The sequence below is a fragment of the Pseudomonas sp. TE3552 genome (assembly GCF_056278945.1).
Genome location: NZ_JBWBQJ010000001.1, coordinates 3,389,340 through 3,415,404, shown reverse-complemented (window position 1 = coordinate 3,415,404; position 26,065 = coordinate 3,389,340). Strand labels below are relative to the sequence as shown.

The 26,065-nt window shown below is 54.2% G+C and carries 24 protein-coding genes and 2 pseudogenes; 16 read left to right on the top strand and 10 right to left on the bottom strand.

Annotation, left to right across the window (positions count from 1 at the left end; all coding sequences use genetic code 11):
* Window positions 1–274 precede the first annotated feature (274 nt).
* The 3 genes from ACZ9BB_RS15215 to ACZ9BB_RS15205 all read right to left on the bottom strand — a co-directional run bounded on the left by ACZ9BB_RS15215 (window position 275) and on the right by ACZ9BB_RS15205 (window position 3,967).
* Window positions 275–1,297 (bottom strand): DUF4238 domain-containing protein, encoded by a 1,023-nt coding sequence (locus ACZ9BB_RS15215; protein WP_476214465.1) that lies wholly within the window; start codon window positions 1,295–1,297, stop codon window positions 275–277.
* A gap of 286 nt (window positions 1,298–1,583) precedes the next feature.
* Window positions 1,584–2,288 (bottom strand): DUF1353 domain-containing protein, encoded by a 705-nt coding sequence (locus ACZ9BB_RS15210; RefSeq protein ID WP_476214464.1) that lies wholly within the window; start codon window positions 2,286–2,288, stop codon window positions 1,584–1,586.
* A 236-nt stretch (window positions 2,289–2,524) separates the two neighbouring features.
* Window positions 2,525–3,967, bottom strand: coding sequence for a hypothetical protein (locus ACZ9BB_RS15205; RefSeq protein WP_476214463.1), 1,443 nt, complete (start codon window positions 3,965–3,967; stop codon window positions 2,525–2,527).
* A 120-nt stretch (window positions 3,968–4,087) separates the two neighbouring features.
* On the opposite strand from ACZ9BB_RS15205, the gene ACZ9BB_RS15200 reads away from it, so the two are divergent.
* The gene (locus ACZ9BB_RS15200; RefSeq protein ID WP_476214462.1) at window positions 4,088–4,996 is read left to right on the top strand and encodes a hypothetical protein; all 909 of its coding nucleotides are present in this window, start codon (window positions 4,088–4,090) and stop codon (window positions 4,994–4,996) included.
* Between the two features lie 228 nt (window positions 4,997–5,224).
* Here ACZ9BB_RS15200 and ACZ9BB_RS15195 read toward each other — a convergent pair whose 3' ends face one another.
* Complete coding sequence (locus ACZ9BB_RS15195) at window positions 5,225–5,440, bottom strand: hypothetical protein (protein WP_476214461.1); 216 nt, start codon at window positions 5,438–5,440, stop codon at window positions 5,225–5,227.
* A 550-nt stretch (window positions 5,441–5,990) separates the two neighbouring features.
* On the opposite strand from ACZ9BB_RS15195, the gene ACZ9BB_RS15190 reads away from it, so the two are divergent.
* From ACZ9BB_RS15190 to ACZ9BB_RS15180, 3 genes are all read left to right on the top strand, one after another.
* Window positions 5,991–7,463: a hypothetical protein gene (locus tag ACZ9BB_RS15190; protein WP_476214460.1), complete on the top strand. Its 1,473-nt coding sequence runs from the start codon at window positions 5,991–5,993 to the stop codon at window positions 7,461–7,463.
* A gap of 567 nt (window positions 7,464–8,030) precedes the next feature.
* Window positions 8,031–9,473: a hypothetical protein gene (locus ACZ9BB_RS15185; RefSeq protein WP_476214459.1), complete on the top strand. Its 1,443-nt coding sequence runs from the start codon at window positions 8,031–8,033 to the stop codon at window positions 9,471–9,473.
* A gap of 319 nt (window positions 9,474–9,792) precedes the next feature.
* The gene (locus tag ACZ9BB_RS15180; RefSeq protein WP_476214458.1) at window positions 9,793–10,698 is read left to right on the top strand and encodes a hypothetical protein; all 906 of its coding nucleotides are present in this window, start codon (window positions 9,793–9,795) and stop codon (window positions 10,696–10,698) included.
* A 501-nt stretch (window positions 10,699–11,199) separates the two neighbouring features.
* Here the strand turns inward: ACZ9BB_RS15180 and ACZ9BB_RS15175 are convergent.
* The 3 genes from ACZ9BB_RS15175 to ACZ9BB_RS15165 all read right to left on the bottom strand — a co-directional run bounded on the left by ACZ9BB_RS15175 (window position 11,200) and on the right by ACZ9BB_RS15165 (window position 12,876).
* Window positions 11,200–11,757, bottom strand: coding sequence for a Smr/MutS family protein (locus ACZ9BB_RS15175; RefSeq protein WP_095059191.1), 558 nt, complete (start codon window positions 11,755–11,757; stop codon window positions 11,200–11,202).
* Window positions 11,758–11,833: 76 nt separating this feature from the next.
* On the bottom strand, window positions 11,834–12,154 hold the full coding sequence (locus tag ACZ9BB_RS15170; RefSeq protein WP_476214457.1) for a hypothetical protein: 321 nt from the start codon (window positions 12,152–12,154) through the stop codon (window positions 11,834–11,836).
* Between the two features lie 131 nt (window positions 12,155–12,285).
* Entirely contained in the window at window positions 12,286–12,876 is a 591-nt protein-coding gene (locus ACZ9BB_RS15165; RefSeq protein WP_476214456.1) for a cysteine hydrolase family protein, read from the bottom strand.
* 238 nt (window positions 12,877–13,114) lie between these two features.
* On the opposite strand from ACZ9BB_RS15165, the gene prmB reads away from it, so the two are divergent.
* Entirely contained in the window at window positions 13,115–14,023 is a 909-nt protein-coding gene (gene prmB, locus ACZ9BB_RS15160; RefSeq protein ID WP_008005645.1) for a 50S ribosomal protein L3 N(5)-glutamine methyltransferase, read from the top strand.
* A 57-nt stretch (window positions 14,024–14,080) separates the two neighbouring features.
* Here prmB and ACZ9BB_RS15155 read toward each other — a convergent pair whose 3' ends face one another.
* Window positions 14,081–14,872 carry a hypothetical protein gene (locus ACZ9BB_RS15155; protein ID WP_476214455.1) on the bottom strand — a complete coding sequence of 264 codons (792 nt, stop codon included), beginning with the start codon at window positions 14,870–14,872 and terminating at the stop codon, window positions 14,081–14,083.
* A 100-nt stretch (window positions 14,873–14,972) separates the two neighbouring features.
* Entirely contained in the window at window positions 14,973–15,971 is a 999-nt protein-coding gene (locus tag ACZ9BB_RS15150; protein ID WP_476214454.1) for an alpha/beta hydrolase, read from the bottom strand.
* An 84-nt stretch (window positions 15,972–16,055) separates the two neighbouring features.
* On the opposite strand from ACZ9BB_RS15150, the gene aroC reads away from it, so the two are divergent.
* The 4 genes and pseudogenes from aroC (at window position 16,056) to ACZ9BB_RS15130 (ending at window position 18,998) form a co-directional block, all read left to right on the top strand.
* The gene (gene aroC / locus ACZ9BB_RS15145; RefSeq protein ID WP_476214453.1) at window positions 16,056–17,147 is read left to right on the top strand and encodes a chorismate synthase; all 1,092 of its coding nucleotides are present in this window, start codon (window positions 16,056–16,058) and stop codon (window positions 17,145–17,147) included.
* 25 nt (window positions 17,148–17,172) lie between these two features.
* Window positions 17,173–18,321 (top strand): MFS transporter, encoded by a 1,149-nt coding sequence (locus tag ACZ9BB_RS15140; RefSeq protein ID WP_476218320.1) that lies wholly within the window; start codon window positions 17,173–17,175, stop codon window positions 18,319–18,321.
* Window positions 18,297–18,440, top strand: a pseudogene (locus tag ACZ9BB_RS15135) (class II aldolase/adducin family protein); the annotation flags it as partial. The gene ACZ9BB_RS15140 and the pseudogene ACZ9BB_RS15135, both read left to right, overlap by 25 nt.
* 12 nt (window positions 18,441–18,452) lie before the next feature.
* Window positions 18,453–18,998, top strand: a complete 546-nt coding sequence (locus ACZ9BB_RS15130) for a 1,2-dihydroxy-3-keto-5-methylthiopentene dioxygenase (protein ID WP_476214452.1) — start codon at window positions 18,453–18,455, stop codon at window positions 18,996–18,998.
* A 138-nt stretch (window positions 18,999–19,136) separates the two neighbouring features.
* On the opposite strand, the gene ACZ9BB_RS15125 is transcribed toward ACZ9BB_RS15130, so the two are convergent.
* A complete protein-coding gene (locus tag ACZ9BB_RS15125) occupies window positions 19,137–19,415 on the bottom strand; it encodes a DUF3509 domain-containing protein (protein WP_476214451.1) in 279 nt (92 codons plus the stop codon).
* A gap of 353 nt (window positions 19,416–19,768) precedes the next feature.
* Here ACZ9BB_RS15125 and ACZ9BB_RS15120 point away from each other — a divergent pair.
* The 7 genes and pseudogenes from ACZ9BB_RS15120 (at window position 19,769) to ACZ9BB_RS15090 (ending at window position 26,057) form a co-directional block, all read left to right on the top strand.
* Window positions 19,769–21,555 (top strand): annotated as a pseudogene (locus ACZ9BB_RS15120) (long-chain-acyl-CoA synthetase).
* 96 nt (window positions 21,556–21,651) lie between these two features.
* Window positions 21,652–22,170 (top strand): ankyrin repeat domain-containing protein, encoded by a 519-nt coding sequence (locus ACZ9BB_RS15115; RefSeq protein ID WP_476214450.1) that lies wholly within the window; start codon window positions 21,652–21,654, stop codon window positions 22,168–22,170.
* Between the two features lie 238 nt (window positions 22,171–22,408).
* Complete coding sequence (locus ACZ9BB_RS15110; protein WP_476214449.1) at window positions 22,409–22,939, top strand: hypothetical protein; 531 nt, start codon at window positions 22,409–22,411, stop codon at window positions 22,937–22,939.
* An 83-nt stretch (window positions 22,940–23,022) separates the two neighbouring features.
* Window positions 23,023–23,214, top strand: coding sequence for a PLDc N-terminal domain-containing protein (locus tag ACZ9BB_RS15105; protein ID WP_007902193.1), 192 nt, complete (start codon window positions 23,023–23,025; stop codon window positions 23,212–23,214).
* A gap of 237 nt (window positions 23,215–23,451) precedes the next feature.
* Entirely contained in the window at window positions 23,452–23,685 is a 234-nt protein-coding gene (locus ACZ9BB_RS15100; RefSeq protein WP_038979787.1) for a hypothetical protein, read from the top strand.
* 215 nt (window positions 23,686–23,900) lie between these two features.
* Window positions 23,901–24,242 carry a ribonuclease E inhibitor RraB gene (locus ACZ9BB_RS15095; RefSeq protein WP_007902188.1) on the top strand — a complete coding sequence of 114 codons (342 nt, stop codon included), beginning with the start codon at window positions 23,901–23,903 and terminating at the stop codon, window positions 24,240–24,242.
* Between the two features lie 405 nt (window positions 24,243–24,647).
* Window positions 24,648–26,057 (top strand): circularly permuted type 2 ATP-grasp protein, encoded by a 1,410-nt coding sequence (locus ACZ9BB_RS15090; RefSeq protein ID WP_476214448.1) that lies wholly within the window; start codon window positions 24,648–24,650, stop codon window positions 26,055–26,057.
* Window positions 26,058–26,065 lie beyond the last annotated feature (8 nt).

Genomic DNA, 26,065 nt, shown 5'->3' with positions numbered 1-26,065 from the left:
CAGCCACCTTGAAGGTGGCTGTGGTCTGCTTTCGCAGTATCTTGCATCGGACTTAACCGACACTTAGGTCAACCGTTCGACGGCTGTGAGCGGATATTGATCAGATTCTGCTTGCTTGTCAACCCTTGTAGCCCCTTGTGTAAACCGCGAACTGAGCTCAAATCAGCCATAACTGCGACGGTTTATTTTAGCCTGCTTTCGGGCAACCATGGGCTCACTGGCCAGCCTCATTGGGCTATCAGGGCTCTCAAATCATGGGTATTCAAGCTGCCTGTTAGTCTCTCAGCTCAGCCTCGGCCTGGCACTGATTACGATGCCAATTTTGCCAAGCCTCCTCCTCGCTCTTGTACGTCTCCGGACATACGAGCCGAGGCCGAATCAGGTTAACGTCGCTAGGGTCTCGGGAAAAGATGTAACGATCCGCGTGTTCAATGATGATTTTTCGCAAAAATCGCGTCATCCCTTCGTCCAGCACCGTGCCGCGCAGCCAGGAACGCTTGCCAATGCTCGTATGAAGAAGATGTTTCGGGCTCAGGGGAAGGAGTATGTCGGTGTTCTTGACCCCCCAGCCTCCACCAAAGTCATAGTTCTTAGCGTCCTTATAATTCAGTCGGATAAGCGGGTTGTCTGATGTCGGCCAAGAAATTCCCGCCGGGGCGTGAAGCACCGTCCATCGTTGTCGGGGGAGGCTGCTTAAGGTGCTTGTCAGAAGATGTTTTATGTTCCAAAGCCACAGCCCCCTACCGACAACGGTCTTGGCCTGCACCTGTCCGTTCCCCTCTGGTAATTCCTCAATGGTAATTTTCATAGGGAATTCGCCGGCCCCGGCCATCTCGGTAACTTGAAGTGGCTCGTTATGTCTGACGGCCCGTTCCCACTTATTCACGGTACGCTCAAGTGTCTCATTCATCATCGGCTGTAACGTCTCACTTTGTCGGGCGAGAAACTCCTTGAGTCGTGCTGGAGTGCGCACATCTTGGGCCACAGCAAAGCGCACCAAGTGCCTCCAGTGATCAGGTGTAAGGCGCTGCTCGCTGATGACGCGAGCTATCGCCTCTTGCGCCGGATTTTCAAATTCACTATCGAGCCAGCGTTCAATCTCATCCGTTTCCTTTTGCCCGGCCAGAGAGGTATAGAGGTGCCGCCGATAGGCAATACTTTTCAGTGGTGATTCTTCCCAAAGAGGGAAATTGTCATGTGGAACCAGCAGTCGGTAAGTGGAGATGCTGCCCTCATGCTCCCACTGCTTTAGATAGAGTTCCGGAACGTAATGGTTTCTAACGCGAAGCTGCTGCATTTACATCCTCCGTGCTCGACGGTCTCGTCACTGAGTGGGGCAAAAATGGGGCAAACCGTACGCCAAACCATGCCATTCAATGCTCACTATGCATTTATGCAAGCAGGCAAGAGGGGGCGTTACAGTCAGTAAACACGGGCCTCTAGCGCCAAAGCCACCACATACCCAAGCACAATCGGCGTGTGGTCCTGCCCTTTGCCGCACGCCCGACACAGTTGGCAGAAAATACATACTGTCGATACTAACGGGATCAAGAGGTTGTTTGCTTCATCGAAGTCGGATTTCGCTACTGGGTTACTCCGCTGCCGGGCGATGTGTCGAGTAGATCTTGTTTAGGGTGCGCTCTGTCGGCCGCAGTCATCAAATCCTCCAACGAAAGTCCTCCTTTAGCCTCTGTCACTTCGATCATCGTTTCAACTGCCTTCAGTTCAGCAGTATTGCTTATGTCATCTAAATTACTAGATATTTTAATAAATACTGAGTCTTTGGTCTGAATGCACTTGTCCGTCACCTTACAGGGGGTGCCAGGAATTAAATAGCCCCATCTCGGCCCGAACGCGTATACAGCGTAGAACATCAGTTTGGCTTTACGAGGCTCAAGACCACTCGCAATCATTGCACTGTAGAAAACTTTATGGGTGGCTTTCCAGGGGCGAACATGACGGTCGCAGTACCAATCGTGAATGACGGCCGCGCGAATGTAACCATCCTCCCAGGGCGATCCCACAAACGACTGTAGGAGGGGTGGGATCGATGCGCCATCGGTTTTCGTCCCTTTGTTTGTTTGCCACCCTGTGCCAGATGAGTCAATGTAACCAAAGTCCGCCTCAAGAAGTTTGTGCTTTGGATCATCAGGTATGCTGACTACACCGAAGGTTCCAGTAAAACAGTTTCGGTCTTGGGTGCGTTTGCAAAATGATGCATCGGAAGCTTGTGAGCTAAATGCTATCAGCATCATCGTGCCAAATGTAAAGGATGTCGCGATTTTCAAGATCCACCTCCATTTGTGAAGCCTAAATAGCGTCAGCGCTTTATCGGAAAACGGTAACCGACATCCATACCTATTCGCATATTTTTAGGTACTAATACGGAGCGTAGACGTATTCTTTACTGTCGCCCAGAAGTTCTCTAAACTTATGCAAAAAAGGCGGTGATGTTTGCTAACGAACCAAACTGGCCGGTCGTGTTGTCTACCAGGGGTAATTCACCATGTGTCTGGCCGAACGCTTAGGGGTATTCTGGATAAGGTAGTGCGGCACCCGCTTCGTAGAAGCTGTCATTAGCCCTCATCTTCTTAACCATTAGGTCATAGTTCGCCGTTACGATCTCTTCTTTTGCTCCTTCTGCGATCGCTTTATCGAGCTTGGCGAGTGCTAACTCTACATCAGTTTGGCTGACTATCATTTTTTGCTTCTGAGTTCGCGAGGCAGAACGTTCTAATTCTGCTGCTTGGCGTCGTGATGCAGGCAGTTTAGTAGCTGCCAAAGTTGCCAGGTCTTTGGACGAATCACTTACAATTTTAGCTAATGCAAGGCCAAACTTGCTGGCATCGCGTGTGTGTGTAACTGCTGCAGTTGTGACTATGTATCCAGCAGCAGTACTATCTTTACCTGCAAAGCAACTCGGCATACCTATGCGTGGATTGTACTTTGGGCATGCCTTTTCAGCCCAAGCAATGCGTGCTGCCTTCAGCATCGGATCGTTATTGGCTCGCCACATTTGTTGTTTTAAGGAGGTCCTTATAGGGTCTAGGCTCTCCCAGTTATCGCAAAGACTGTCGTGGCTTGTGTCTTTTAATGATTTGCAGTACCGAAAAAGTGAAAGCCTTATTTGTGGTAACGAGATCAAGCTTTTCGGATCTGATGTTTCGAGTTCGTCATCTCCTAAGCCTAAGTTTTTCTTATAGGTGGCTGCTAGCAGTAATTCCTTAGCTTGTGTGCCTTTTTGAGCCTGAAGTTTCGATGCGTCCTCAAGTTTTGGTGCGGCGAAGGATTTACTTATATTTGCGAGTCGCACTCGGTCGTCGGGAGTTTCTGCTGTGATTTCGAAGCCTTTTGAAATATTGTCAAATGTGAATATTGCTGATGCGAAAGAGTTTTCCTCGTATGTAGATTGGAGGGTTATTTGCACATCCACTCGTCGCTTTTTCGACCAAATACTTGAGTCTTCAAACGATCGAATTTTTACTACGAGGGGCGACATCTTCAAAAAGGAGCGATCTTGGGTGGCTGCTTCGAGCTTAAATTCGAAATACATTTGATCATTTTCGATGTCTTTAGTGGCCGTACCATTTTTGCTTAGATTGGCGAACGTTTTTGGATCATAGACGCCCTTACGCACTATGAGACATTTGTTTTTTGGGGTTAGCTCTGCACGCGGACTAATCTCATAAAAAAACGAATAATTAGGCTCCGATTTTTTGATAACGGTGTTAGTGTTTGCGGATGCTTGAATAGCCGCGCCAACAGCATCGAATGCGACCTCCGCTGCCTTAGGGACCAAAATCGCCGCCAATAGGGGGGCGCCCTCCGCTCCATGCTCAGAAGGGCATTGAGGGGCCCAAGAGGTGATTGTTTGCGTAGACTCTTCGGCGATTGCAGGCATGCTTGTCCAAAAAAGAAAGAGACATACCACGTGCAGCTTTATTTTTGTCATGACAGCACCAGTCATTGGCGCCTGCTTGCACAGCTGTTAGCGAAGAAGGCAGTAATTTTGGGACGTTAAGCTAAGCTAAGCTGTAGCTGGTGGCGACTGTCCTGTCAAGGGCGGCCAGAACAAGGAGCTCTGATTATGGCAAGAGACAGGATTACTGTGGCGTTAGCAGAGGCGACCACTATAGCGCGCAGCCTTCCTGCTTCTATCGGAGTTGATTATGGAGTCGTATATAAACTTGGAAAGCCGTTGTCGCGGCTAGGTATTCGCTTTCATGTACCTAGGAAACTTCCTGAGGCTTTTCTTGGGGAGTTAGTTTTGCCAAAAAAAATCAACGGAGTTAGATGCGATGTGATTGAGCGAGTTTACTATGCGCAATCACATAATGATAAGTTGGATCCTCTATTGTCAGGGATGTGTATAGGTAATTTTAGTCAAGCTACCAGCGGTACGCTTGGTTTTTTCGCAAAAGATAAGTTGGATGGAGCGATTGGGCTCGTCAGTAATTGGCATGTGTTAAAGAACCATGTGAATAGTGACCCAAAGTCCATTGATTGGATTCAGCAGCCGGTCGAAGGCATAGATGTGGCGAAGGTAAGGACAGCTTTTTCGCCAGACTCCGGTTACGACTTCGCCTTTGCTCCACTGGAAAGCAATAATTTTTGGAGGAACTGGGTTGATAAGCTAGGTATCGAGATTCGTGGTACTGAACCTCCCAAAGTAGAAACAACTCTCGTGAAATATGGGTGTGGAACTGGTGAAACCACAGGCATAGTTGAGTCTAAGCTTAGTTCTGGCTTGCCGGTGCTGTACGAGTCTGGCCCTGACATTCTAACATTTTTTCTTAATGCCTTTTGCATTAGGCCAAATCCGCAAGGAGACTTGGTTAGTGATAGAGGCGACTCTGGCAGCGTATGGATCAATCCCGAAACGAACAATATCGTGGGATTGCATGTGGGAGCGCAGAAAGGGAAGCCTGAGTTCGCTATTGCTCATAGTGCTGCAGATGTCATCAAGCTGCTTGGCATCGACCTGATGATAAGCTAGAACAGGCAACTAATGTAATGCGAGAATTGGCGTAATATGTAATTCTTACGTTGGGCTAACGCTCCGCCCGAAGGCCCGAAGCGACCGCAATGGCAAAGGGTTCTAGCCATTGAGAACGGCTAATTCACGCTTTTCTGTTTCTTCATTTTCCTACTCTAAACGTCCGCTCTTGGTCATAGCCGCCTGTGAGGTGAACAGAATGGTACCCAGAATTCACCCCGACGTAACTTAACCGATATCCAATTTCTTCAATCGCGCCAAGCCTTGTTTGATATAGCCGGCGTTTTCACCCATGGTCCACAGTGCTCCCCGGACATTTCCGCCCACTTCCTGCGCCCCTTGCTCCTCAACCAGAAGGGTTAATTCCATAATGGCCGCCTGCAGAGTCTGCTGGTTTTCGTACAGCCTTTCCAGTACATCCGACAGTGAATAATCACCAGGCATGACGTCGACTCCTTTCGAGAAAAACACAAGCATAGTACCGGCAGTGCCCCTGTCAGACATTAATTGCAGCTTGCTTAGAAATTGCTACAAAGCGAAGAAGTCGTAGCGGGATTAGCCGGTCTGGCTGGGGCGTTGGAGGAGTGCTAGGCCCAATCCATCATGGGGCTGCTTTCGACCGAGGCTGTGTAAAAACGTTTTTGAGCGCGACAGGTACTCAGAAACGGACTGAAAATCGTGTTCTACGCGAAATTCACATCTGCTGACGTGCCGATAAATTTCAGATTTAACGTAGACGCGCACACTTCAATTTTGGCGAAGCGTTTTTACACACTCTGGACCCGAAGCGGCCATTCAACTCTTACGAAAGACGTGCACCATCAGGACGAACCCCCGCGAAAATGTGCAGCATGCACCGATTGGTGAAGTCTCTGCTTGCGATCGGGTAAGCGCATCACTTTCCACCGAAAAAATCGCTGATCCGTACCGTTAGACTTTCGTGTTTACTTCGAGCCACCGTGTAGTATGTGGCCATATGTGAAAGGAGAGCCAAATGACGAGATGGATTCAGGAGTTTAGTCAACACCCGTTTAAGACCATCTGGACATCCTTGCTCGAGGTCATTGAGCCGCTAGACGTCGATGATAAAACAGTAACGACTACGGTGGAGGAACTGGCGAGATTGAAAAAAGTTCTCGTCTTCGTCGATAGCATCATCGTCAACGTAGATCTCGAACTAACTCCCAAATCCGTTTGGGGAAATTGTCACGGCCAAGCCGACGCATGTTTGCAGCAAGTTCGATCGTATGCCGCAAATCGGAATGCGGCGCACCTCGTTCAGGCGAACGAGCACGCCGATAACCTCCTGACGTACGTGCGCCCCTACATGGTCCCTCCAGAGCAAGCGCTGGAAGCGTATGGAGAGGCTGTGCGGACATTTGCAGATCAGATCTCGCAGTATGTAGGCTCATTCCAAGAGCGAACCTCACAAGTTCAAACGACCCTCGCGACTGCCGTTGATAAAGCCATCAGCCAACAAGGTGAAATCGAGGCTATCGAGCTGCGTGCAAAGCAGTTCGACGAATACCTTTTCGTCGGTATTGAGGGGAACGATTCAGCAGAGAAGTACATCAAGCAGATGCTTTCCACTGTAGAGGCGAGACACATAGCAGTGGAGACTCTGCATCAAAAGCTCCTCGAAGGACCTGATTCAACATCTGCAAAAATCACGATTTATGCGAAAGAGGTCCATCAGCTGCACGACTCACTTAACGAGTTGCTGGATTCAGCCACGTCTAGGCACAAAGAGTTGGAAAGCTTCTACGAACGAATCTTCGGTCGTTCGATGGCTGATGACGACGAAATGCAAGAGGGAGGGTTGAAGCGAGAGCTCGACGTTCGGCTCGAGCAGCTTGGCAGGCACGAAACAGAGCAAAAGACACGTCAAGAAGCGTTGTTCGAAAGCATAGAATCCTTGTTGCCTGGAGCCACGAGCGCGGGGCTAGCCTCAGCCTACAAGACACTTAAGGATCATTTCAAAACACCTATCATCAGGTACACGCAAGCTTTTTACGCCTCAATGTTAACCTTGCTCCTGGGCGGGTTAATGCTAGTGTTGGATAGTATTACTCTTACGCCATTCCACGTTGAATTCGTGAAAACGAGCGGCTGGGAGGAGGTGCTACGCACGCTCCTTACGAGAGCTCCGATCGTCCTACCCGTGGTTTGGATCGCAATATTCTCAGCGACTCGACGCAGCCAGTATGAAAGGCTACAACAAGAGTACGCCCATAAAGAGGCTTTTGCTTCTTCGTACGAAAGCTACAAGAAGCAGCTTCAGGAACTCCAAGTCGATGCAGATGGTTTGCAAAAAGAGTTAATTGCGAAAGCTATCGAAGCTATTTCCTTCAACGCGTCCAAAACGCTGGATGGCAAACACACGGAGAAGCTGCCCACACACCAGTTGCTCGAAAAGCTCAATTTTGAAGAACTTAAGAAACTAGTGGACTTGGTAAAAGGGAAATAGCCGGCATAGGCTCGCAACGAAGCAAGTTTTTCTGCGCGAGCACCTTTCGGCCTCCTTGGATTTGAAAAAGAATCATAGCTGCTTCAGATCGATTATTGCCCTTCGCGACAGGCAGCAATCGACCGAGGGTGTGTAAAAACGTTTTTGAGCGCGACAGGTACTCAAAACTGGACTGGAAATCGCGCTTCTACGCGAAATCCACATCTGCTGACGTGTCGATAAATTTCAGATTTAACGTAGATGCGCCCCCTTCAATTTTGGCGAAGCGTTTTTACACACTCTGGACCCATTGCAGCCGGTCAGCATAGACCAAAACCGGGCAAAAACGGCCCCACCACCAACGATGGCCCTTAGCTGCCACATTGCATGGACACGATGCTGATTCCCCTTTAGGGTATGCCCATACATGGCATGTCTCACTTGTCGTCAGGCCCCTGATATGCACTCAAGGTCGAGTGGAGTGGAGCGGTGGCGAAAAAATGGATGCAATTACGGAACTTGCCTCGGTCGATTCGCGATCGACTCAACAGAAGAAAGCCTTAATGAGGCTAATATAAGGAATTAGTAATGACTGGAAATAAAGCGAGTTTGGTTGTTGTGGATGCTGGGCAGTTAGTTTCACCTATTGGCGAGCTAAATGCTCAACTTGAGGGGTATCTTGCAAGCATTGGACTTCCAGTCATTGATGTTGTGGCGCCAATTTCTGAAAGAAAAAAAATTATAACTCAGCTCTCCGATGCACTTGAAATACTTCCATATGAGGATCGGGCGAAGTCATATTATTTGTCGCGCTTCACAATAGCCATTGCCGCCGGATTATTTGATGGCGCCCTAAACTACTTATGGGACGAAACGGTAAAGGCGTTGAGACTTCAAGTCATTAGCTTTGACGTTCAGTATTTTTATTCGGTCGCTGAGAAAATTAGCTCTCGTTATAAAAATCTGTCAAAACCAGAAGAGATAGATCAAGTTAGCGAGCATGACCTTTTGGAAGGCTGCCGACGAATAGGCCTGGTGACAGACGTCAATTACCAGAGGCTTGAGCATGTAAATTATATGCGGAACCATGCTAGTGCTGCGCACCCAAATGACAACGTCATCGATGGCTATGAAATGCTGGGCTGGCTGACAGTCTGCTTGAAGCATGCAATAACAGCAGAGCCCGATCATTCGCTAATTTCAATTAAGCAGTTACTGCAAAATATTCGTACAATCGCACTGCCGGCCGATGACTTTCTTGCAATTTGTGATGATCTAGCGAAGCAGCCCCAAGAGCGCATTGATGACTTCCTCTGGACGTTATTTGGAATCTACATAGACGATAAAGCAGCCCAGCATGCCCGAGATAACATTGAAGGTATCAGCCCTAGAGTCTGGGCAGCAGCTACAGAGGATCGAAAGTACGAGATTGGTGCAAGATTTGGAACGCTGCGGAAAAATGGAGAGGTTTCAAAAAAAGAGGCCTGCCACAAGTTTCTGGAGACGGTCGGAGGCTCAGCGTACAAAGACGAAGACAGTCTAGCCGGTGAGTTAATTGAAAAGTTGGACAACCTTTATCGGGCCCACTTTGGCTCTAACAATTTTTACAATGAATACCCGCACGCGAAAGCCCTTAAGGAAAGCTTACCTGCAACAGGAAAAATTCCGCGAGCCGCTAGAGCTAAGTGGGTAAAGATTATTTCTATCTGCTACATTGGCAATGGACATGGATACAGGCAAGGTGTCGACGAACAGGCCGTTCCCTACTATAGTGCTTATGTAGGTAATTTTACTGACAGCGAAGCAGTTGAATTCGTCAAGCTTTTCCTAGACCCAGAATTTACTAGCCCGCTGACGCGCTCTACACCAGACAACCGGGTGAGAGATTTGGCCGTTGCGCTAAAATCTAAACACACAAATGTGCATTTGCAACGAGCGCTTGATCTAGTAATTACTGCTCCTGCCACAACTCTTTATGGGCTTCACAATACGTCCGACTTTAAAAATGTTATCACGAACTTGCCAGCCTAATAGTTCGTTCCATGGAATGGGTTGTTACCTATCCATTAATGCCTATAGAAGTGATCGTGACACCTGATGAGCAAGGGGTACTTCCCCCCCTTGCTTTGCCCTGCTTGCAATTTAGAAGGGGCAGTGGTTTGCTGGAAGCAAGGGCGATGTTATCGCATTCGGCACCAAGGTTAGGCAGTAAGCTTCTTCACGTTTAGCTAGTCCCGCCGGATCATTGAAACCCATTAAGGGTCGCTAAGGCTTAGATTCAGAAAAAGTAGACCCTCCCTATAAATCTGCCATATTGCCACCCAGCGACTCACTCCACCAAGGAAGACATATGTTAAACATGCATATACCAACAATTGAAAATTACTCCGAAATACACGCCGATTGGTATAAAGGATTTTCGACGGCATTCAACTTATGCCAACTCAGTAACTACCTGCTACTTAGTTATCTGACAAGCTACATCGAAACGATATCACGTCCAATAATCGAGGAGTCCGGCGACTATAGGTGCGGTATAAAAAGCTGCAAAAATGAAGCAGAGCGAGATGACTTGCTGCGAAGTATAGATATCATGGACATGCTCCAACAGATCGCAGCGGATTTCGCGGCAACACATCAAGCGCACAAGGAAATATTATTCTTCCGCGGCCTAGAGATTAATGGGTATCACGACAAAAACGTAAGCCTGAACTTAAATGAAATCAGAGAATCAACTACAGCAAAAAGCTGGAATCAAGTCATAAAAGGACTGGTAAACGTTTTTGAATTTCTGTATTTGTTCTCCGTTACGGAAGACCATTTAAAGAGAGTTGTAAGCAGCGATAAGACAGCTGGGGTTGTGGGTAAGGTCCTGAAAGATAAGTCCGGCATCATCCAGCACTTTGATGAAGAGTTCAAATTCCCAAGAAGTTTCATGATTAGACTTTGGGAGTTCTTCGTCGATATCCGAAATCTTTACGCTCATAGCTTTGGATACATCAATGAGAAAGACAAGGGCTCCATTTCTAAAAATAGGGAAGCCTTTGCTGATGCATACGATAAACTCCCGATTGACTGGCATCTTTTTGATCACGAAATGATAGATGACTTTTTCAGCGAAGATAGATTAATAGTCGGCAAAATGTATCTGATTAGTGATAGCGAAATTTGCGTCTTCAGAAATTTTGTAAGAATTTTTGTTCCTGAGCTTTCTAAATGGGAAAGACGAGAGGCTGAGCAAAAAAACGATAACTAAGATGGTAACTCTGAGGCTTCAAGCATCACAGTACCGGCGATGAAAATTGGCCCTTCAAGGTAGGGTTGACCACGCTTTACCGGTCTAGCGTTCGGGGGGTACAAGCGACAACCACCCTGCTGGCTACGCTTCGACTCTAGTAGCCGGAGGGGCGGCGGTGAAAGGCTGCTTCTGGCCCGATAGCCGCCTTTCAGCTAGCGTTCAGAGCATCAGTTCTAGTTGAAAAAAGCCCCGCACGGTACAACCGGAGCGGGGCTTTTTATGTGTTGCGTGAGGAGAGAATCCCGTACCAATTTTTGTACCAATGACTGCGTTTTGGCAGGAAATTCTGAGTTGGCCTGGGTGTTAAGTCCTTGATTTCATTGCCCCTGATAACTTAGTAAACACCTCTGAACATGTCGGTGTAATTCTGTTCCAGGGACATGAAACTACCTGTGGGATTTTACGCAAAGGACAAGGGTACGGTGGCGGACACAGCGCTGCAAGCGTGAAGCGACAGCTTTACTCGTCGCGGCCTTCCATCATGGTTCGTTTGAGCATCACATACACCGCCCCGGCGCCGCCGTGTTTCGCTTGGCACGATGTGAAGCCAAGCACCTGTGGATGCTGACGCAGCCAGGTGTTGACGTGGCTCTTGATCATTGGCCGTTTGCCATCCAGGCGCACCGCTTTGCCGTGGGTAACGCGCACGCAGCGGATTTCGAATTTGGTCGCTTCGGCCAGAAAGGCCCACAGGGTTTCACGGGCCTTTTCCACGTTCATGCCATGCAGGTCGAGGCTGCCTTCGAACGGAATCTGTCCGATCTTGAGCTTGCGCATCTGGCTTTCCTGGACGCCGTCACGGGCCCACATCAGCTCATCTTCGGGACCGACATCAATTACGAATTGATCGGACAGCCCGTCAACGGTGGTGGCGTCGGTGCGCACGGTGGCGGCTTGGCGCAGTTTGGCGATTTGCGCGCGGTCGGCCTTGGGTTTGCCGGTTTCGGCGCGATCGTGCTTGATCGGCTTGACGCCTTGGATCGCGCTTTTGAACAGGGAAAAATCGTCGTCTTGCATGTCAGCCTCCGCGAAGGGCGGCCAGTTTACCCAAGTCGAAGCGAATGAGGGCGCGACAAAACGCGCGGCGTTCGGCTCAGTCGTGTTTTTTCATCAGGTGCGGGGACATGTTCAACGCCTGCGACTGCCGCGAACGGCGCCGACAGCGACGCCACAACCACACGCCGAGGTACAGCACGAACAGGCCAATCGCCAGAATCACCGCCGCACCGGCCCGGTTGGTGTTCAACTCGCCCAGGGCAGGGGCGTGGCCAAGCAGGCTGGCTGCGCCGGCCATTGTCAGCAACACACCGCACATTGCCAGCAACGCAGCAAACGCTGCGCCGAAGCGAAAACGCCAGCTGCTTTGGCCTTTGGGCCGCAGGCGACGTGCATCAAAACCATCGGATAACTTCATTCCGACCTTCCTCAATGGGTATCGGCCCTTCGACCGGGAGTTGACCGGGATGTTCCTGAGGCTAGGGCAATTACGGCAAATGAGAGGCTTTTGCGGATGAGCGGCGGCATGGGCCGCTCATCGACGGTCGATCAGATCAGATCGTGAGTCAGGGCGAGGGTGGCGAAGTTGTCCGCCATGATCGCCATTTCGGTCTGCTGAACGTGTTCGGCGCTGAGGATCCCGCCCTTGCAAGGCAAATCCCGCGTCGCGCAGGCATCTTCCACCAGGGTGCAGCGAAAACCCAGGTTCTTCGCCGCACGCACCGTGGTGCTGACGCTGGAGTGGCTCATGAAACCGCACACGATCAGGTCCAGCGAGCCGAGATCCTGCAGGCGGTCATACAGTTCGGTGCCGTGAAAGGCGCTCGGCAGCAGTTTGCCGATGATGGTTTCGCCGCTCTGTGGCTCCAGGCCCGGAATGAACTCACCGCGTTCGCCCTGAGGATCGAACAGCCCACCGACGGTGCCGAGGTGACGCACGTGCACGATCGGGCGACCGGCTGCGCGGGCAGCGGTCAGCAGTTGCTTGATGTTCGCGACGGCAGCATCCATGCCGCTCAGTGCCAAGGGGCCGCTGAGGTATTCTTTCTGGGCATCGATGATGACAAGGGTCGCATGACCCAGATTGGCCGCTGCGTAACCACGGCCGCTGAGTTGAAACATCGTTTTTGGAACGGACATTCTGGGGCTCCTTCGAGTGGGGCTTTTGCGACATTCTCCTCTGGCTGAGCGCTTCTGTGAATCGCTACCATCGTAGGCACCGCCGTTGCTGGCTCGCAGCCTTGTCAAGATACTCGTTCTGTTCAATAGCTTGCTGAAAAAATAGAAGAGTCCTACATCTGATCCGGTGTTTTTCCTGCGTCGTCGCGGCGTCGTTTGGCTGTTAGAATCGTCAGTCGTTTTTTCTGGAGTTTGCCCCGTGATCACTTCCCGACTTCGTACCCTGCGCGACCATATCCGTTGGGCCGTCAGCCGCTTCCATGGGGAGGATCTGTTTTTCGGCCATGGCACCGACAACGCCTGGGATGAAGCCCGTCAACTGGTGTTGGGTGCGCTGCACTTGCCGTGGGAAATCGCCGATAGCTACCTCGACTGCAATCTGGAAGAGGACGAACTGGTCAACTTGCAGCGCCTGCTCAAACGTCGCATCGAGGAACGCATTCCTACTGCTTACCTGCTGGGCGAAGCCTGGTTTTGTGGCATGTCGTTCATCGTCGACGAGCGTGTGTTGATCCCGCGCTCACCGATTGGCGAGCTGATCGAAAAACGTTTCGAGCCGTGGCTGGGTGCCGAACCTGCGCGCATTCTCGACCTGTGCACCGGTTCCGGTTGCATCGGCATCGCCTGTGCCTACGAGTTCCAGAACGCCGAAGTGGTATTGGCTGACCTGTCGTTCGAAGCGCTGGAAGTGGCTAACCAGAACATCGAGCGCCATGGTGTCGACGAGCGGGTGTTCACCGTTCAGGGCGATGGTTTCGATGGCTTGCCGGGGCAACGTTTCGACCTGATCGTGTCGAACCCGCCCTACGTCGATGCGGAAGATTTCGCCGACATGCCGGATGAATATCAGCACGAACCCGAACTGGGCCTGGCCTGTGGCGACGATGGTTTGAACCTGGTACGGCGCATGCTCGCCGAAGCCGCGGATCATCTGACCGAGAAGGGCTTGTTGATCGTTGAAGTGGGTAACAGCCAGGTTCACGTCGAGGCGTTGTACCCGGAAGTCGACTTCGCCTGGCTGGAGTTCGAACGTGGTGGGCATGGGGTGTTCATGCTGACAGCAGAGCAGTGCCGCGATCATCAGGCGCTGTTCGCTTCCCGCGTCTGACCCCGATTCTTGTGGCGAGGGAGCAAGCTCCCTCGCCACAGTTGGGTTTGATGTCGGTTACCGGTGCGTGGCAATCCAGATCAACAACCCGGCCTGAAACACCGCAAACGCCACCAGACACGTAATGGTAAAGCGCAGCCCGGCGTCTTCACGCTTGTACTTGCTGACCTTTTCTTCGTGTTTCTTCAGTTTGACTTCCTGTTCCGCCAGGTTCTGCTCGGCTTGCTGGAGCATTTGCGCGGCTTCGAGGATTTCCACCTGTTGCAGCTTTTCGCTGTTCCAGTCGCCCAGCAAATCACCGACCTGCACCTCTTTAACGCTGCCTTTCAAATGCTGGGCATCGGCGTAGACCACATCAAAGCCATGCACCCGCAAAAAGTGATCGCGGCGCAAGCGCGTGTCTTCGTTCAGCGCATCCTTGTTGTTCAGGTCGGTACCGTCGACGGTATAGGCAGGCCATTTTTTCTTCGCCCAGGTAATGCCCTGAGCCGCCATGTAGCGCCCGATGCCGCGGTTCAGCGGCTCGATTTGCAAGCCGCTTTCCGGCCCGAAATGCACGCGTTTGGCAGTGTGATCGACCCACACGTCCAGATGGTTCTGTTCTTTGCGCACCCGCTGGCCTGGCAGCTTGATGGCCATGCGCAGCAGGCTGTGTTCCTTGCTATGGCGTTCGGCGTAACCGAATTCGACAAAGCGCAACGGCCGCCCGCCAGTGTTGCGGTCGGTTTGCAGCGGCGCCAGGCGGAGCATCTTGTGGTGCTCGACGTGGACGTCCGCCCACGGCAGCTCGACCGCTGGCGGTGCGTCTTTTTCAGCGGTGGTGTCGGGTGAAGTCTGGGTATCAGTCATAACGGCGAGATCCTGTCCAAGCTCTGCTTGCCGCCAGTCATAGCGCTGGCGACAAAGGCTTATCGGCCGTTTTTTTCAGGACTGGAGGGCCAGGGGGCGCTTAACTAGTGCGAAGTCCGTCAATAAACCCGAGGATTCGCGCACCCAGTTCGGCCGCCAGCGGTAATTGCGGATCTTTATAGGAGGCTAATTGCCGCTTCACGTCGATGGGCACGATGCGCATTACGTGGTTCATGCCTTCGATCAGCGCCAGTTCGGCGTCCGGTTTGGCGGCTTTGAGCGCCTTGGCGTCACCCACGCCGACCTGGATGTCGTTGCTGCCCTGGATGATCAGTGCCGGCATCTTCAGTTTGGCGAAGGCCGCCGCCGGGTCCTGGCGGAACAACGAAATCAGGTACGGCTGCACGCTGGGGCGGAAAATCACCTGTAACTGCGGTGGCACGTTGTCGTCGGTGTGGCCGGCCTTGAGGCTGTCGAGCAGTTCATTGCTGCGCAGCATCAATGCCGGCGGCAGGCGATTGCTCAACTGCTGGCGTAGCACCTGATCGATCGGCCGGGCGCTGCCGGACATGGAAATCACTGCGGCCGCATCGACGCTTGGCGCCGCCAGGCTGGCAATCAAAGCCCCTTCGCTGTGGCCCAGCAGGATCAGCTTGCCAAAACGCGGGTCGGTTTTAAGTTTCTGGCCCCAGGCCACGGCGTCGGCCACATACGCTTCGACCGACAGATTGCGTTCGTCCGGCGTGGCGGCAAGGCTCGCTGCCACACCGCGCTTGTCGTAACGCACGCTGGCGATGTTGTGTTTGGCCAGCACCCACGCCAGCCGTTTAAGGCTGTCATTGCGCCCGCCATCGGGGTTGTTTCCGTCACGATCGGTAGGACCGGAGCCGGAAATGATCAGGACAACCGGTACCGGCGTGTCGGACTTGGGCAGCAATAGCGAGCCGAAAAGCTCGCCACTGCCGGTGTCCAGTGTGATCGGGCGTTGCAGGACGGAGGCCTGTACAAAACCGGTAAACAGGGTAAGGCTCAAGGCTAGAACTCGCAGCATCATCACGCCATCATCAACAAGGTGCCGGTTGGACTCACAGGCACCCATAAGGTTCGAGGATGAACTAGTCGGGTAGCCTGCGTATACTGGCGCGCATTACGTATTTTAGGTTCGATTTCACGGAGCGTCCGCATGTCCGGCAATACTTACGGCAAGCTGTTCACTGTCACCACCGCGGGCGAAAGCCATGGCCCGGCGTTGGTCGCCATTGTCGATGGCTGCCCGCCGGGCCTGGAGATTTCCCTGGAGGACCTGCAGCGTGACCTGGACCGCCGCAAGCCCGGCACCAGCCGTCACACCACTCAGCGCCAGGAAGCCGACGAAGTCGAAATCCTCTCGGGCGTGTTCGAAGGTCGCACTACCGGTTGCGCCATCGGCCTGTTGATCCGCAACACCGACCAGAAGTCCAAGGACTACTCGGCGATCAAGGATCTGTTCCGCCCGGCCCACGCCGACTACACCTATCACCACAAATACGGTGAACGCGATTACCGCGGTGGCGGTCGCAGTTCGGCGCGGGAAACCGCCATGCGCGTGGCTGCAGGCGCCATTGCGAAAAAATACCTGGCCACCCAGGGTATCGTCATTCGTGGCTACATGAGCCAGCTCGGCCCGATCGAAATCCCGTTCAAGACTTGGGATTCGGTGGAAGAGAACGCTTTCTTCAGCCCCGACCCGGACAAAGTGCCGGAGCTGGAAGCCTATATGGACCAGTTGCGCCGTGACCAGGATTCGGTTGGCGCGAAGATCACCGTGGTTGCCGAAGGCGTTATGCCGGGCCTCGGCGAGCCGATCTTCGACCGCCTCGACGCCGAACTGGCCCACGCGCTGATGAGCATCAACGCGGTCAAAGGCGTGGAAATCGGTGCCGGTTTTGCCAGCATCGCCCAACGCGGCACCGAACACCGCGATGAAATGACCCCGCAAGGTTTCCTCAGCAACAATGCCGGCGGCATCCTGGGCGGTATCTCGTCCGGTCAGCCGATCGTGGCGCACCTGGCTCTCAAGCCGACATCGAGCATCACCACGCCGGGCCGTTCCATCGACATCCATGGCAATCCGGCGGAGGTCGTCACCAAGGGCCGTCACGATCCGTGCGTCGGTATCCGTGCCACGCCGATTGCCGAAGCGATGATGGCCATCGTGCTGATGGATCACTTGCTGCGTCACCGCGGGCAGAACGCCAATGTGCGCGTGAGCACCCCGGTGCTGGGTCAGCTCTAATGGCTGACCTGATAGCCGCTGCGGTCTGACTGTGGCGGCGCTCCCGTACTGGCGACTCTCCAGTTTCTATCTGTTCTATTTCGCCTTGCTCGGTTCGACGGCGCCGTTTCTGGCGCTGTATTTCGATCACCTGGGTTTTTCCAGCGCGCGTATTGGCGAACTGGTGGCGATCCCGATGCTGATGCGCTGCGTGGCGCCGAATATCTGGGGCTGGCTCGGCGACTACACCGGGCGGCGGCTGGCCATCGTGCGTTTCGGCGCAGTCTGTACGCTACTGACCTTCTCACTGATTTTCGTCAGTAAAAGTTACGCGTGGCTGGCGATGGTCATGGCCTTGCATGCCTTCTTCTGGCATGCCGTGTTGCCGCAGTTTGAAGTCATCACCCTGGCGCATCTGCAGGGGCAGGCCTCGCGCTACAGTCAGATCCGGCTGTGGGGTTCCATCGGTTTCATCATTACCGTGGTTGCGCTGGGCCGGTTGTTCGAATGGCTCAGCCTGGACATTTATCCGGTGGCGCTGGTGCTGATCATGGCCGGGATCGTGGTCAGCAGCTTGTGGGTGCCCAACGCGCAACCGGTGCAGAGTGAACGGTTGGCCGGGGAGGGATTTCTCCAGCAATTGCGTAACCCCGGGGTGTTGGCGTTCTACGCTTGCGTGGCGTTGATGCAGATGAGTCACGGGCCGTATTACACCTTTCTGACGTTGCACCTTGAGCGACTGGGTTATACCCGTGGCTTGATTGGTATGCTCTGGGCCTTGGGCGTGGTTGCCGAAGTCTTGGTGTTCCTGGTCATGAGCAAGATTCTCGCGCGCTTCTCGGTGCGTCGGGTGCTGCTGGCGAGTTTCCTGTTGGCGGCCCTGCGTTGGTTATTGCTTGGTTCATTTGCTGAATTCCTCTGGGTGCTGCTATTCGCCCAGGTGTTGCATGCCGCGACCTTCGGCAGCTTTCACGCCGCTGCCATCCATTTCGTGCAACGCAGCTTCGGGGCACGCCAGCAAGGGCAGGGCCAGGCGTTGTACGCCGCGCTGGCCGGCACCGGCGGCGCACTGGGCGCGTTGTATTCCGGCTACAGCTGGAATGCCCTCGGCGCCACATTGACCTTTAGTATTGCCAGCCTCGCAGCTTTCGCCGCCGCCGTTATCATTGCCACACGCATGCAAGAGGCTACCTGATCCGCGGCCATGGCCTCTACACGTGGGGCGCGCGCATGAGCGATGCGCTGCGACAGATCGATGCTTTTGAATTTTTGTTCGAGTGCGAGTTGAAGACGCGCTCGCTCTTGAACCGTTAAGGAGTTGCCCAGATGAGCAGCCTGTCCGTTTATCACGTCTCCAGCCCTGAAATACCGAACAAAGTCCTGACCCACCTCGAGGACATCGCCTCGACCCTGGCCGAGCAGGGCGTGCGCTTCGACCGTTGGCAAGCCACGGCGAAAATCCAGCCAGGCGCCAGCCAGGAAGAAGTGATCGCCGCGTATCAGGAGCAAATCGACAAGCTGATGACCGAACGCGGTTACCTCACCGTCGATGTGGTCAGCCTGACCAGCGATCACCCGCAAAAAGCCGAGTTGCGTGCCAAGTTCCTCGATGAACACCGCCATGACGAAGACGAAGTGCGATTTTTCGTCGCCGGCCGTGGCTTGTTCACCTTGCACATCGGCGATTACGTCTATGCCGTGCTTTGCGAGAAAAATGACCTGATCTCGGTACCTGCCGGTACACCGCACTGGTTCGACATGGGCGAAAACCCCCATTTCGTTGCGATCCGCCTGTTCAACAACCCCGAAGGCTGGGTGGCCAATTTCACCGGCGATGACATCGCCAGCCGCTTCCCGTTTCTTGAGGATTGAACCGAGTCGATCAAAGCGATTCTCGCCGACATCGAAGGCACTACCAGTGCGGTGAGGAAGCGCAGTCCAACAGGGATGACACAACAGGCCGTGAAGCGAGCGCTTTCACGGCCTGTTTGTTTGTAGCGTTTTAACGATTTACATCGAGTGGTAGGTCGGCAGGGCAAATCGCTGCTGGCTTTGCAGCATGGAAATCTGCGGCAGTTCGCTCGGCTGTTCGGCGAGGTCTCGGCGAATCGCGCTGATCGCCCACGACAGCTGATCGCCGGCATGTAATTGCTGGTAGGAAATCGAACGTTTGAAGACTTTGCCTTCCTGACTGCGCAATGTCAGCAGAATGCCACCGTCAGGTCGTGGCTGGGTGGTCACTTCGAAGTTGGAGAACAAAGACGAAAATTTTTCCTGGATCAGGCTCATGTCTATCAGCTCCGTTTGCGCTTGAAGGGTAAGCATGCAAAAGGAGTTGCAGTGATTGTGCCAGCACCTGATTTTGTAAAAGTTGATAAAAATCAATAAGTTATGTTTTCAGTGTTTTTGAGGTGTCGTGCAATCTGCATGAATGGCCATCGTGCATCCTGCATTTTGCGTGGTCGCCGTCTATTCGATGGAACCAATCGCAACGCCGGGGTTCCGCTTTTCGAAGCTCGATCGAATGCTTCGGTCGCGGATACAAAACATTGCAAAAACCGCGTGTACAGCTCAAGAACCGCTGACGTATTTTCGGCCTCAATCACCGCCACCCGACAATAAGAAGAGCGAACGGGAGCCACATGAGCCATACGTCGAACGACACGATTACCTGGGGCATGATGCTCCGCAAGCTGCCTTCTATCGCCAAAGCTATTCCCCGCGTGGTGAAGGGCATGAAAGTGGCCAACGTCAAGGACCCGACCCAACCGTGTGGCCTCGGCTGGAGCTTCGAGCAGGCGACGTTGCGCAATCCCGATGGCCCGGCATTGCTGCAGGGCGAGGTGGCGCTCACCTATAAACAGGTCAATCAGTGGGCCAATCGCATCGCTCATCACCTGATCGCCCAAAACATCGGCAAGGGCGACGTAGTGGCGGTCTTTATCGAGAACCGTGTGGAACTGCTGGTGACGATATTGGCGGTGGCCAAGGTCGGCGCGATCAGCGCCCTGCTCAATACTTCCCAGACCCGCGATACCCTGGCTCATAGCCTGAACCTGGTGGCGCCCGTGGCGATCGTTGTCGGAGAAGAACTGGTCCCGGCGTTCAATGTGGTCCGCGAGCGAGTATCCATCGATGCGGCGCGCACCTGGTTTGTCGCCGATCAAGATACCTACCGGCAACCGGGCAATGCCCCCGATGGCTTCCTCAACCTGATGGCAGCCAGTGCCGAAGCATCCAGCGACAACCCCACCAGCAGCCGGCAGGTTTTTCTCGACGACCCTTGTTTCTATATTTACACCTCGGGCACCACCGGTTTGCCCAAGGCCGGGGTGTTCAAGCACGGCCGCTGGATGCGCAGCTCCGCCAGTTTTGGCCTGATCGCCCTGGATATGCAGCCGCAGGATGTCGTCTATTGCACCTTGCCGCTGTACCACGCCACCGGGCTCTGCGTGTGCTGGGGCTCGGCGATCAGCGGGGCGTCGGGGTTTGCCATCCGCCGCAAGTTCAGCGCCAGCCAATTCTGGAGCGATGTGCGCAACTATCAGGCGACCACCCTCGGATACGTTGGCGAATTGTGCCGCTACCTGGTGGATCAACCGCCCAGCGCCGACGATAGCCGGCACGGCGTGACGAAGATGATCGGCAATGGCCTGCGCCCCGGTGTGTGGAGTGAGTTCAAGACCCGTTTTGCCGTTGACCATATTTGCGAGCTGTACGCCGCCAGCGACGGCAATATTGGCTTCACTAACATCCTCAACTTCGACAACACCCATCGGTTTTTCCCTGATGTCCTGGGACCTGGTGGCATACGACCACGACGCCGGCGCCCCCACGCGTGATGCCAAGGGCTTCATGCGCAAAGTGGCCAAGGGCGCCCGATCCGCAGAGAACCGCAAAAGTCGTGCTGCATGACGTATTCAAGAAGGGCGACCGTTACTTCAATACCGGTGACCTGCTGCGCAACATCGGTTTTGGCCACGCGCAGTTTGTCGATCGTTTGGGTGACACCTATCGCTGGAAGGGCGAAAACGTCTCCACCACCGAGATCGAGAACATCCTCCTGCAACACCCGCACATCGCCGAGGCCGTGGCCTATGGCGTGGAAATCCACAACACCAACGGGCGGGCGGGGATGGCGGCAATTACCCCGGCCGAATCCCTGGCGACCCTGGATTTCGGCGAGTTGCTGGCTTTCGCCAGACAGCAAATGCCCGCCTATGCGGTGCCGCTTTTCCTGCGGGTAAAAGTGAAAATGGAGACCACCGGAACCTTCAAATACCAGAAGACCCGGCTCAAGGACGAAGCCTTCGACCCGAGCAAAACCGGCGATGACCCGATCTACGCCTGGCTGCCGGGTACTCAGACTTACGTGCAAGTCACGGAACAGGTGCTGGCGGATATTCATGGGGGCAGGTACCGCTATTGAATATGGCTATGGCCATCCATGAGAAAAAACAAGTGACAGGTTTCGGGGCGCTCGGGAAACTGTCGGCTTTCCGATTGACCGAATGTGGAGTTCCCAATGTCAGACAAAAGCCGCCAGATGACGCCCGAAGAAGCTGCTGAATTTGCCGAACAGGTGTTCAACAAAGCGCGCGAGGGCGATGCGGCCATGATGGCTGCGCTGCTGACCAAAGGCCTGCCGCCGAACCTGCGCAACCACAAGGGCGACACCTTGCTGATGCTCGCTGCGTACCACGGCCATGTCGACACGGTAAAAGTCCTGCTTGAGCACAAGGCCGATCCTGAAATTCGCAACGACAACGGCCAGAGCCCGATTGCCGGCGCGGCGTTCAAGGGCGACCTGGCAGTGGTCAAGGCGCTGGTGGAGGGGGGCGCGCAAGTGGAAGGTTCGTCGTTCGACGGTCGCACTGCACTGATGATGGCGGCGATGTTCAACCGCGTCGAAATCATCGACTACCTGATCAGCAAAGGCGCCGACCCGAAAGCCAAGGATGCCAACGGCGTATCCGCGCTGGATGCGGCCAAGACCATGGGCGCGGCGGATACCACAGCTCAGTTGCAGAAACTCCTGGCCTGATTCCCTGTGGCGTTGCGGGCTTTTGTGGCGAGGGAGCTTGCTCCCGCTCGGCTGCGAAGCAGTCGTAAACCCGGCGAATGTGGTCTATCTGAATGACCGCGATGGCTGATTTTGGGGCTGCTTCGCAGCCCAGCGGGAGCAAGCTCCCTCGCCACAGGTTTGTGCCAGGTTCCGCAATCCACCCTTGAATGCGTTATCCTTCGCGCCCTCAAAATTCCCTCGCTACAGGATCCACCCCATGAAAGCCGCACTCGTCGAACTCATCAGCAAAATCAGCTCCGGGTGCATGAGCGAGGACGAAATCCTGAAAGTCGCTGATGAAGCGGCCCAGGCCTACGCCGATCCAGAGGCTTTTCTGACGGCCAATCCGGACATCAACTACGACGACACCTTCCCGATCCCGTTGGGTGAGTGGGTCGTCGTCGGCAGCTTGCCGGAAACCGTGCTGTTCCAGGCTGACACCTACATGGACCTGTTTGCGCAGATCGTCGCTTCGTTCGGCCCCGGCGTCGATTTCAACATCAAACCCAAGCAACTGGCCAAGACCGAAGCCCTGACGGCACTCAACCGCATTCAGGTGCAGATGGGCAGCATGACCAAGGAAAACGGCGGTTACACGCTGATGAACTTCAGCCAGTTGCTCGACGACGAACTGCAAGTGGTGCTGGTCTACGGTAACGACGTGCCACGGGTTCTCGAATTGTGCGCCGAAGTCGGCATCGCCGCCGCGCCCTCCCTGGAAGCCCTGAAAGTCGCGATCCACGTCTGAAGCCGTCTACGACGCTAATAAAACGGAACCCTCGCAAGGCCCGACTATCCTAAGAGGGCATACCACTCTTCGGGAGCGTCACCATGGGTTCCACGTTCAACAGCCTGGTTGGCTTGATTATTCTTGCCCTCGACATCTGGGCCATCATCAACGTGCTTAAAAGTGGCGCCGAGACCGGGATGAAAATCATCTGGGTGCTATTGATCCTGCTGCTGCCGGTCCTGGGCCTGATCATCTGGGCCATCGCCGGGCCACGAGGCAATGTGCGGATCTGACAGACTGACACTTTTTCCCTGTAGGAACGCCGGACCCTGTGGGAGCGGGCTTGCTCGCGAAAGCGGCTTATCATTCAACATTGATGTCGACTGACAGTCTGCATTCGCGAGCAAGCCCGCTCCCACAGGTTTCTGTGTTTTTTTCATGCCGACATGCGGTAATCCGTTGAACGATCAGTCAGGGGTAAAGTCCAGATAGAAGTAAGCCCATACATGGGTTTTATCGAGGAGGCACCGATGCAAAAGTGGAAAATCACTTTCGTGGATGATCACGGTGAAACAGTGGACGAACTCTTCGAGTGCGAGGAATGCCCGAATAGCGAGCAAGCCGCCAAACTCATTCGTGCCCGGTGCCTGCCGGTCGCTGCCGAACTGGATCTCAATGATCTGGAGGGTCGTACCGATGATCCGACCGTCAAAAGTCTGAAATCCCAGAACAGCATTGAAATCATCAGTATTACCCCGATCTGATACACCTCCTGTCACATTCACAACCAGACCTTGGCAGCAGCTCTATCTTGGGGCTACTCTGCAAGCGAGATCAGCGAATGACTCGCTAAGGTCTGGTCTTGTCAGCTACATGCTTGTTTCCCGTCTGCAACCTCTGTTGCCGCATCGCTCTCACCAATCGGTTGAAAGTGCAGGGAATACGGAAAGTCTATCCATCAGTCTGAGGGGGACGTTTCATGAGCACAGCCTATCAAGAAGACATCAGCAGCAGCGTGCTGCGCCGCATGAAAGAAGGCGGTTTCGACTTTTCACGGTTCCATCCCATCGAGTTCTACGCGATTTTCCCGGACGAGGAGCGGGCACGCAGGGCGGCAGGTCATTTCTGTGGTGAATCCTTGAATGCCCAGATCAGCGTGCGCGACGACGGCGCGTGGCATCTGGAACTGAGTAAAGTGATGTACGCCACCTACGACGGCATCGGCGACTTTGAGCAGGACTTCGAGGCGGTGGTCGAGCCTCTGGGCGGTATCATCGAAGGATGGGGCGTCAAGCAGGAGGTACGAGGGCTACTCGCATAACCTTATGAACAGTGACAACACTCAGCAACGGCTGACCTTTGGGTTGGCCGTTTTCGTTTTCGCGGTTTGAAAAGGCCAAAGATCGTGTTTTTGATTCATAACGTTTCAAAAACGCAAAAAAAAGCCACCTAAACAGGCGGCTAAAAGGGAAGAACGATAGGTTTTCCAGCGAATGCGCGGATTATCCGCATCGCCCCCCGGGCAGTGAAATCAACTCTGGCTATGCTGCTGATAGGCGACAGCATTGCTTCGCCATGAAGCGGGGGCGATCAGGTTGGGGCATTTACCGCACAGGATTGGTGCGGTGTTTGTGTGTTGATTATCCAACCGATTGATATTTAAGCGTTTATGCCGATGGCACGGGCCTTGCGAAGGCCTGTAGGTCCGGGTGACAAGGAGTACGGCATGATCCGCACCTGTTTTGATGAGATGTACGATGCCGGCGGCCAGGTCCGCCCGCATTATCGGGAGTTTGCCCGTTGGCTGGCCGAAACGCCTGACGAGCTTTTGGCCCAACGGCGACGCGAGGCCGATCTGTTATTTCATCGTGCCGGGATTACCTTCACGCTCTATGGTGATGAGCAAGGGACAGAGCGCCTGATTCCCTTCGACACCATTCCCCGCAGTATCCCCGCCAGTGAATGGCGGGTCGTCGAGCGCGGCTGCATTCAGCGGGTCAAGGCATTGAACATGTTCCTTGCCGACCTCTATCACGAGCAGCGCATCATCAAGGCCGGCATCATCCCGGCTGAGCAAGTGCTGGCCAACGAGCAATACCAGTTGGCGATGCAAGGGCTGGATCTGCACCGCGATATCTATTCGCACATTTCCGGCGTCGACCTGGTGCGCGATGGCGACGGCACGTACTACGTACTCGAAGACAATCTTCGTACACCCAGCGGTGTGAGCTACATGCTCGAAGACCGCAAGATGATGATGCGCCTGTTCCCCGAGTTGTTCGCAGCCCAGCGCATCGCACCGATCGACCACTACCCGAACCTGTTGCTCGATACCCTGAAAAGCTCCAGCCCGATCGATAATCCGAGCGTGGTAGTGCTAACGCCGGGGCGCTTCAACAGCGCGTTTTTCGAGCATGCGTTTCTGGCCCGGGAAATGGGCGTTGAACTGGTGGAAGGCGCGGACCTGTTCGTGCGCGATGACAAGGTGTTCATGCGCACCACGGACGGGCCGAAAGCGGTCGACGTGATCTATCGCCGTCTCGACGATGCCTTCCTCGACCCGCTGGCGTTCAATCCGGACTCGATGCTCGGTGTACCAGGGCTGTTGTCGTCCTATCGCTCCGGCAACGTGGTGCTGGCGAATGCCATCGGCACTGGGGTCGCGGACGATAAATCGGTGTATCCCTTCGTCAAGGACATGATTCGTTTCTACCTCGATGAAGAGCCGATTCTGAAGAACGTGCCGACATGGCAGTGTCGTAATCCATCTGAACTGTCCCACGTGCTGGCCAACCTTCCAGAGCTGGTGGTCAAGGAAACCCAAGGCTCCGGCGGTTACGGCATGCTGGTGGGGCCTGCGGCGACGGCGGCGGAGATCGAGTCTTTCCGCGAGCGGATCAAAGCCAAGCCCCACGCGTATATCGCCCAGCCGACGTTATCGCTGTCGACCTGTCCGACCTTTGTCGAAAACGGCATTGCTCCACGCCACATCGACCTGCGCCCGTTTGTATTGTCTGGCCGCGAAACCCGGGTTGTGCCCGGCGGTTTGACCCGTGTCGCCTTGCGCGAAGGCTCCCTGGTGGTGAACTCCTCTCAGGGCGGCGGAACCAAGGACACCTGGGTGGTCGAGGATTGAAGGAAGCC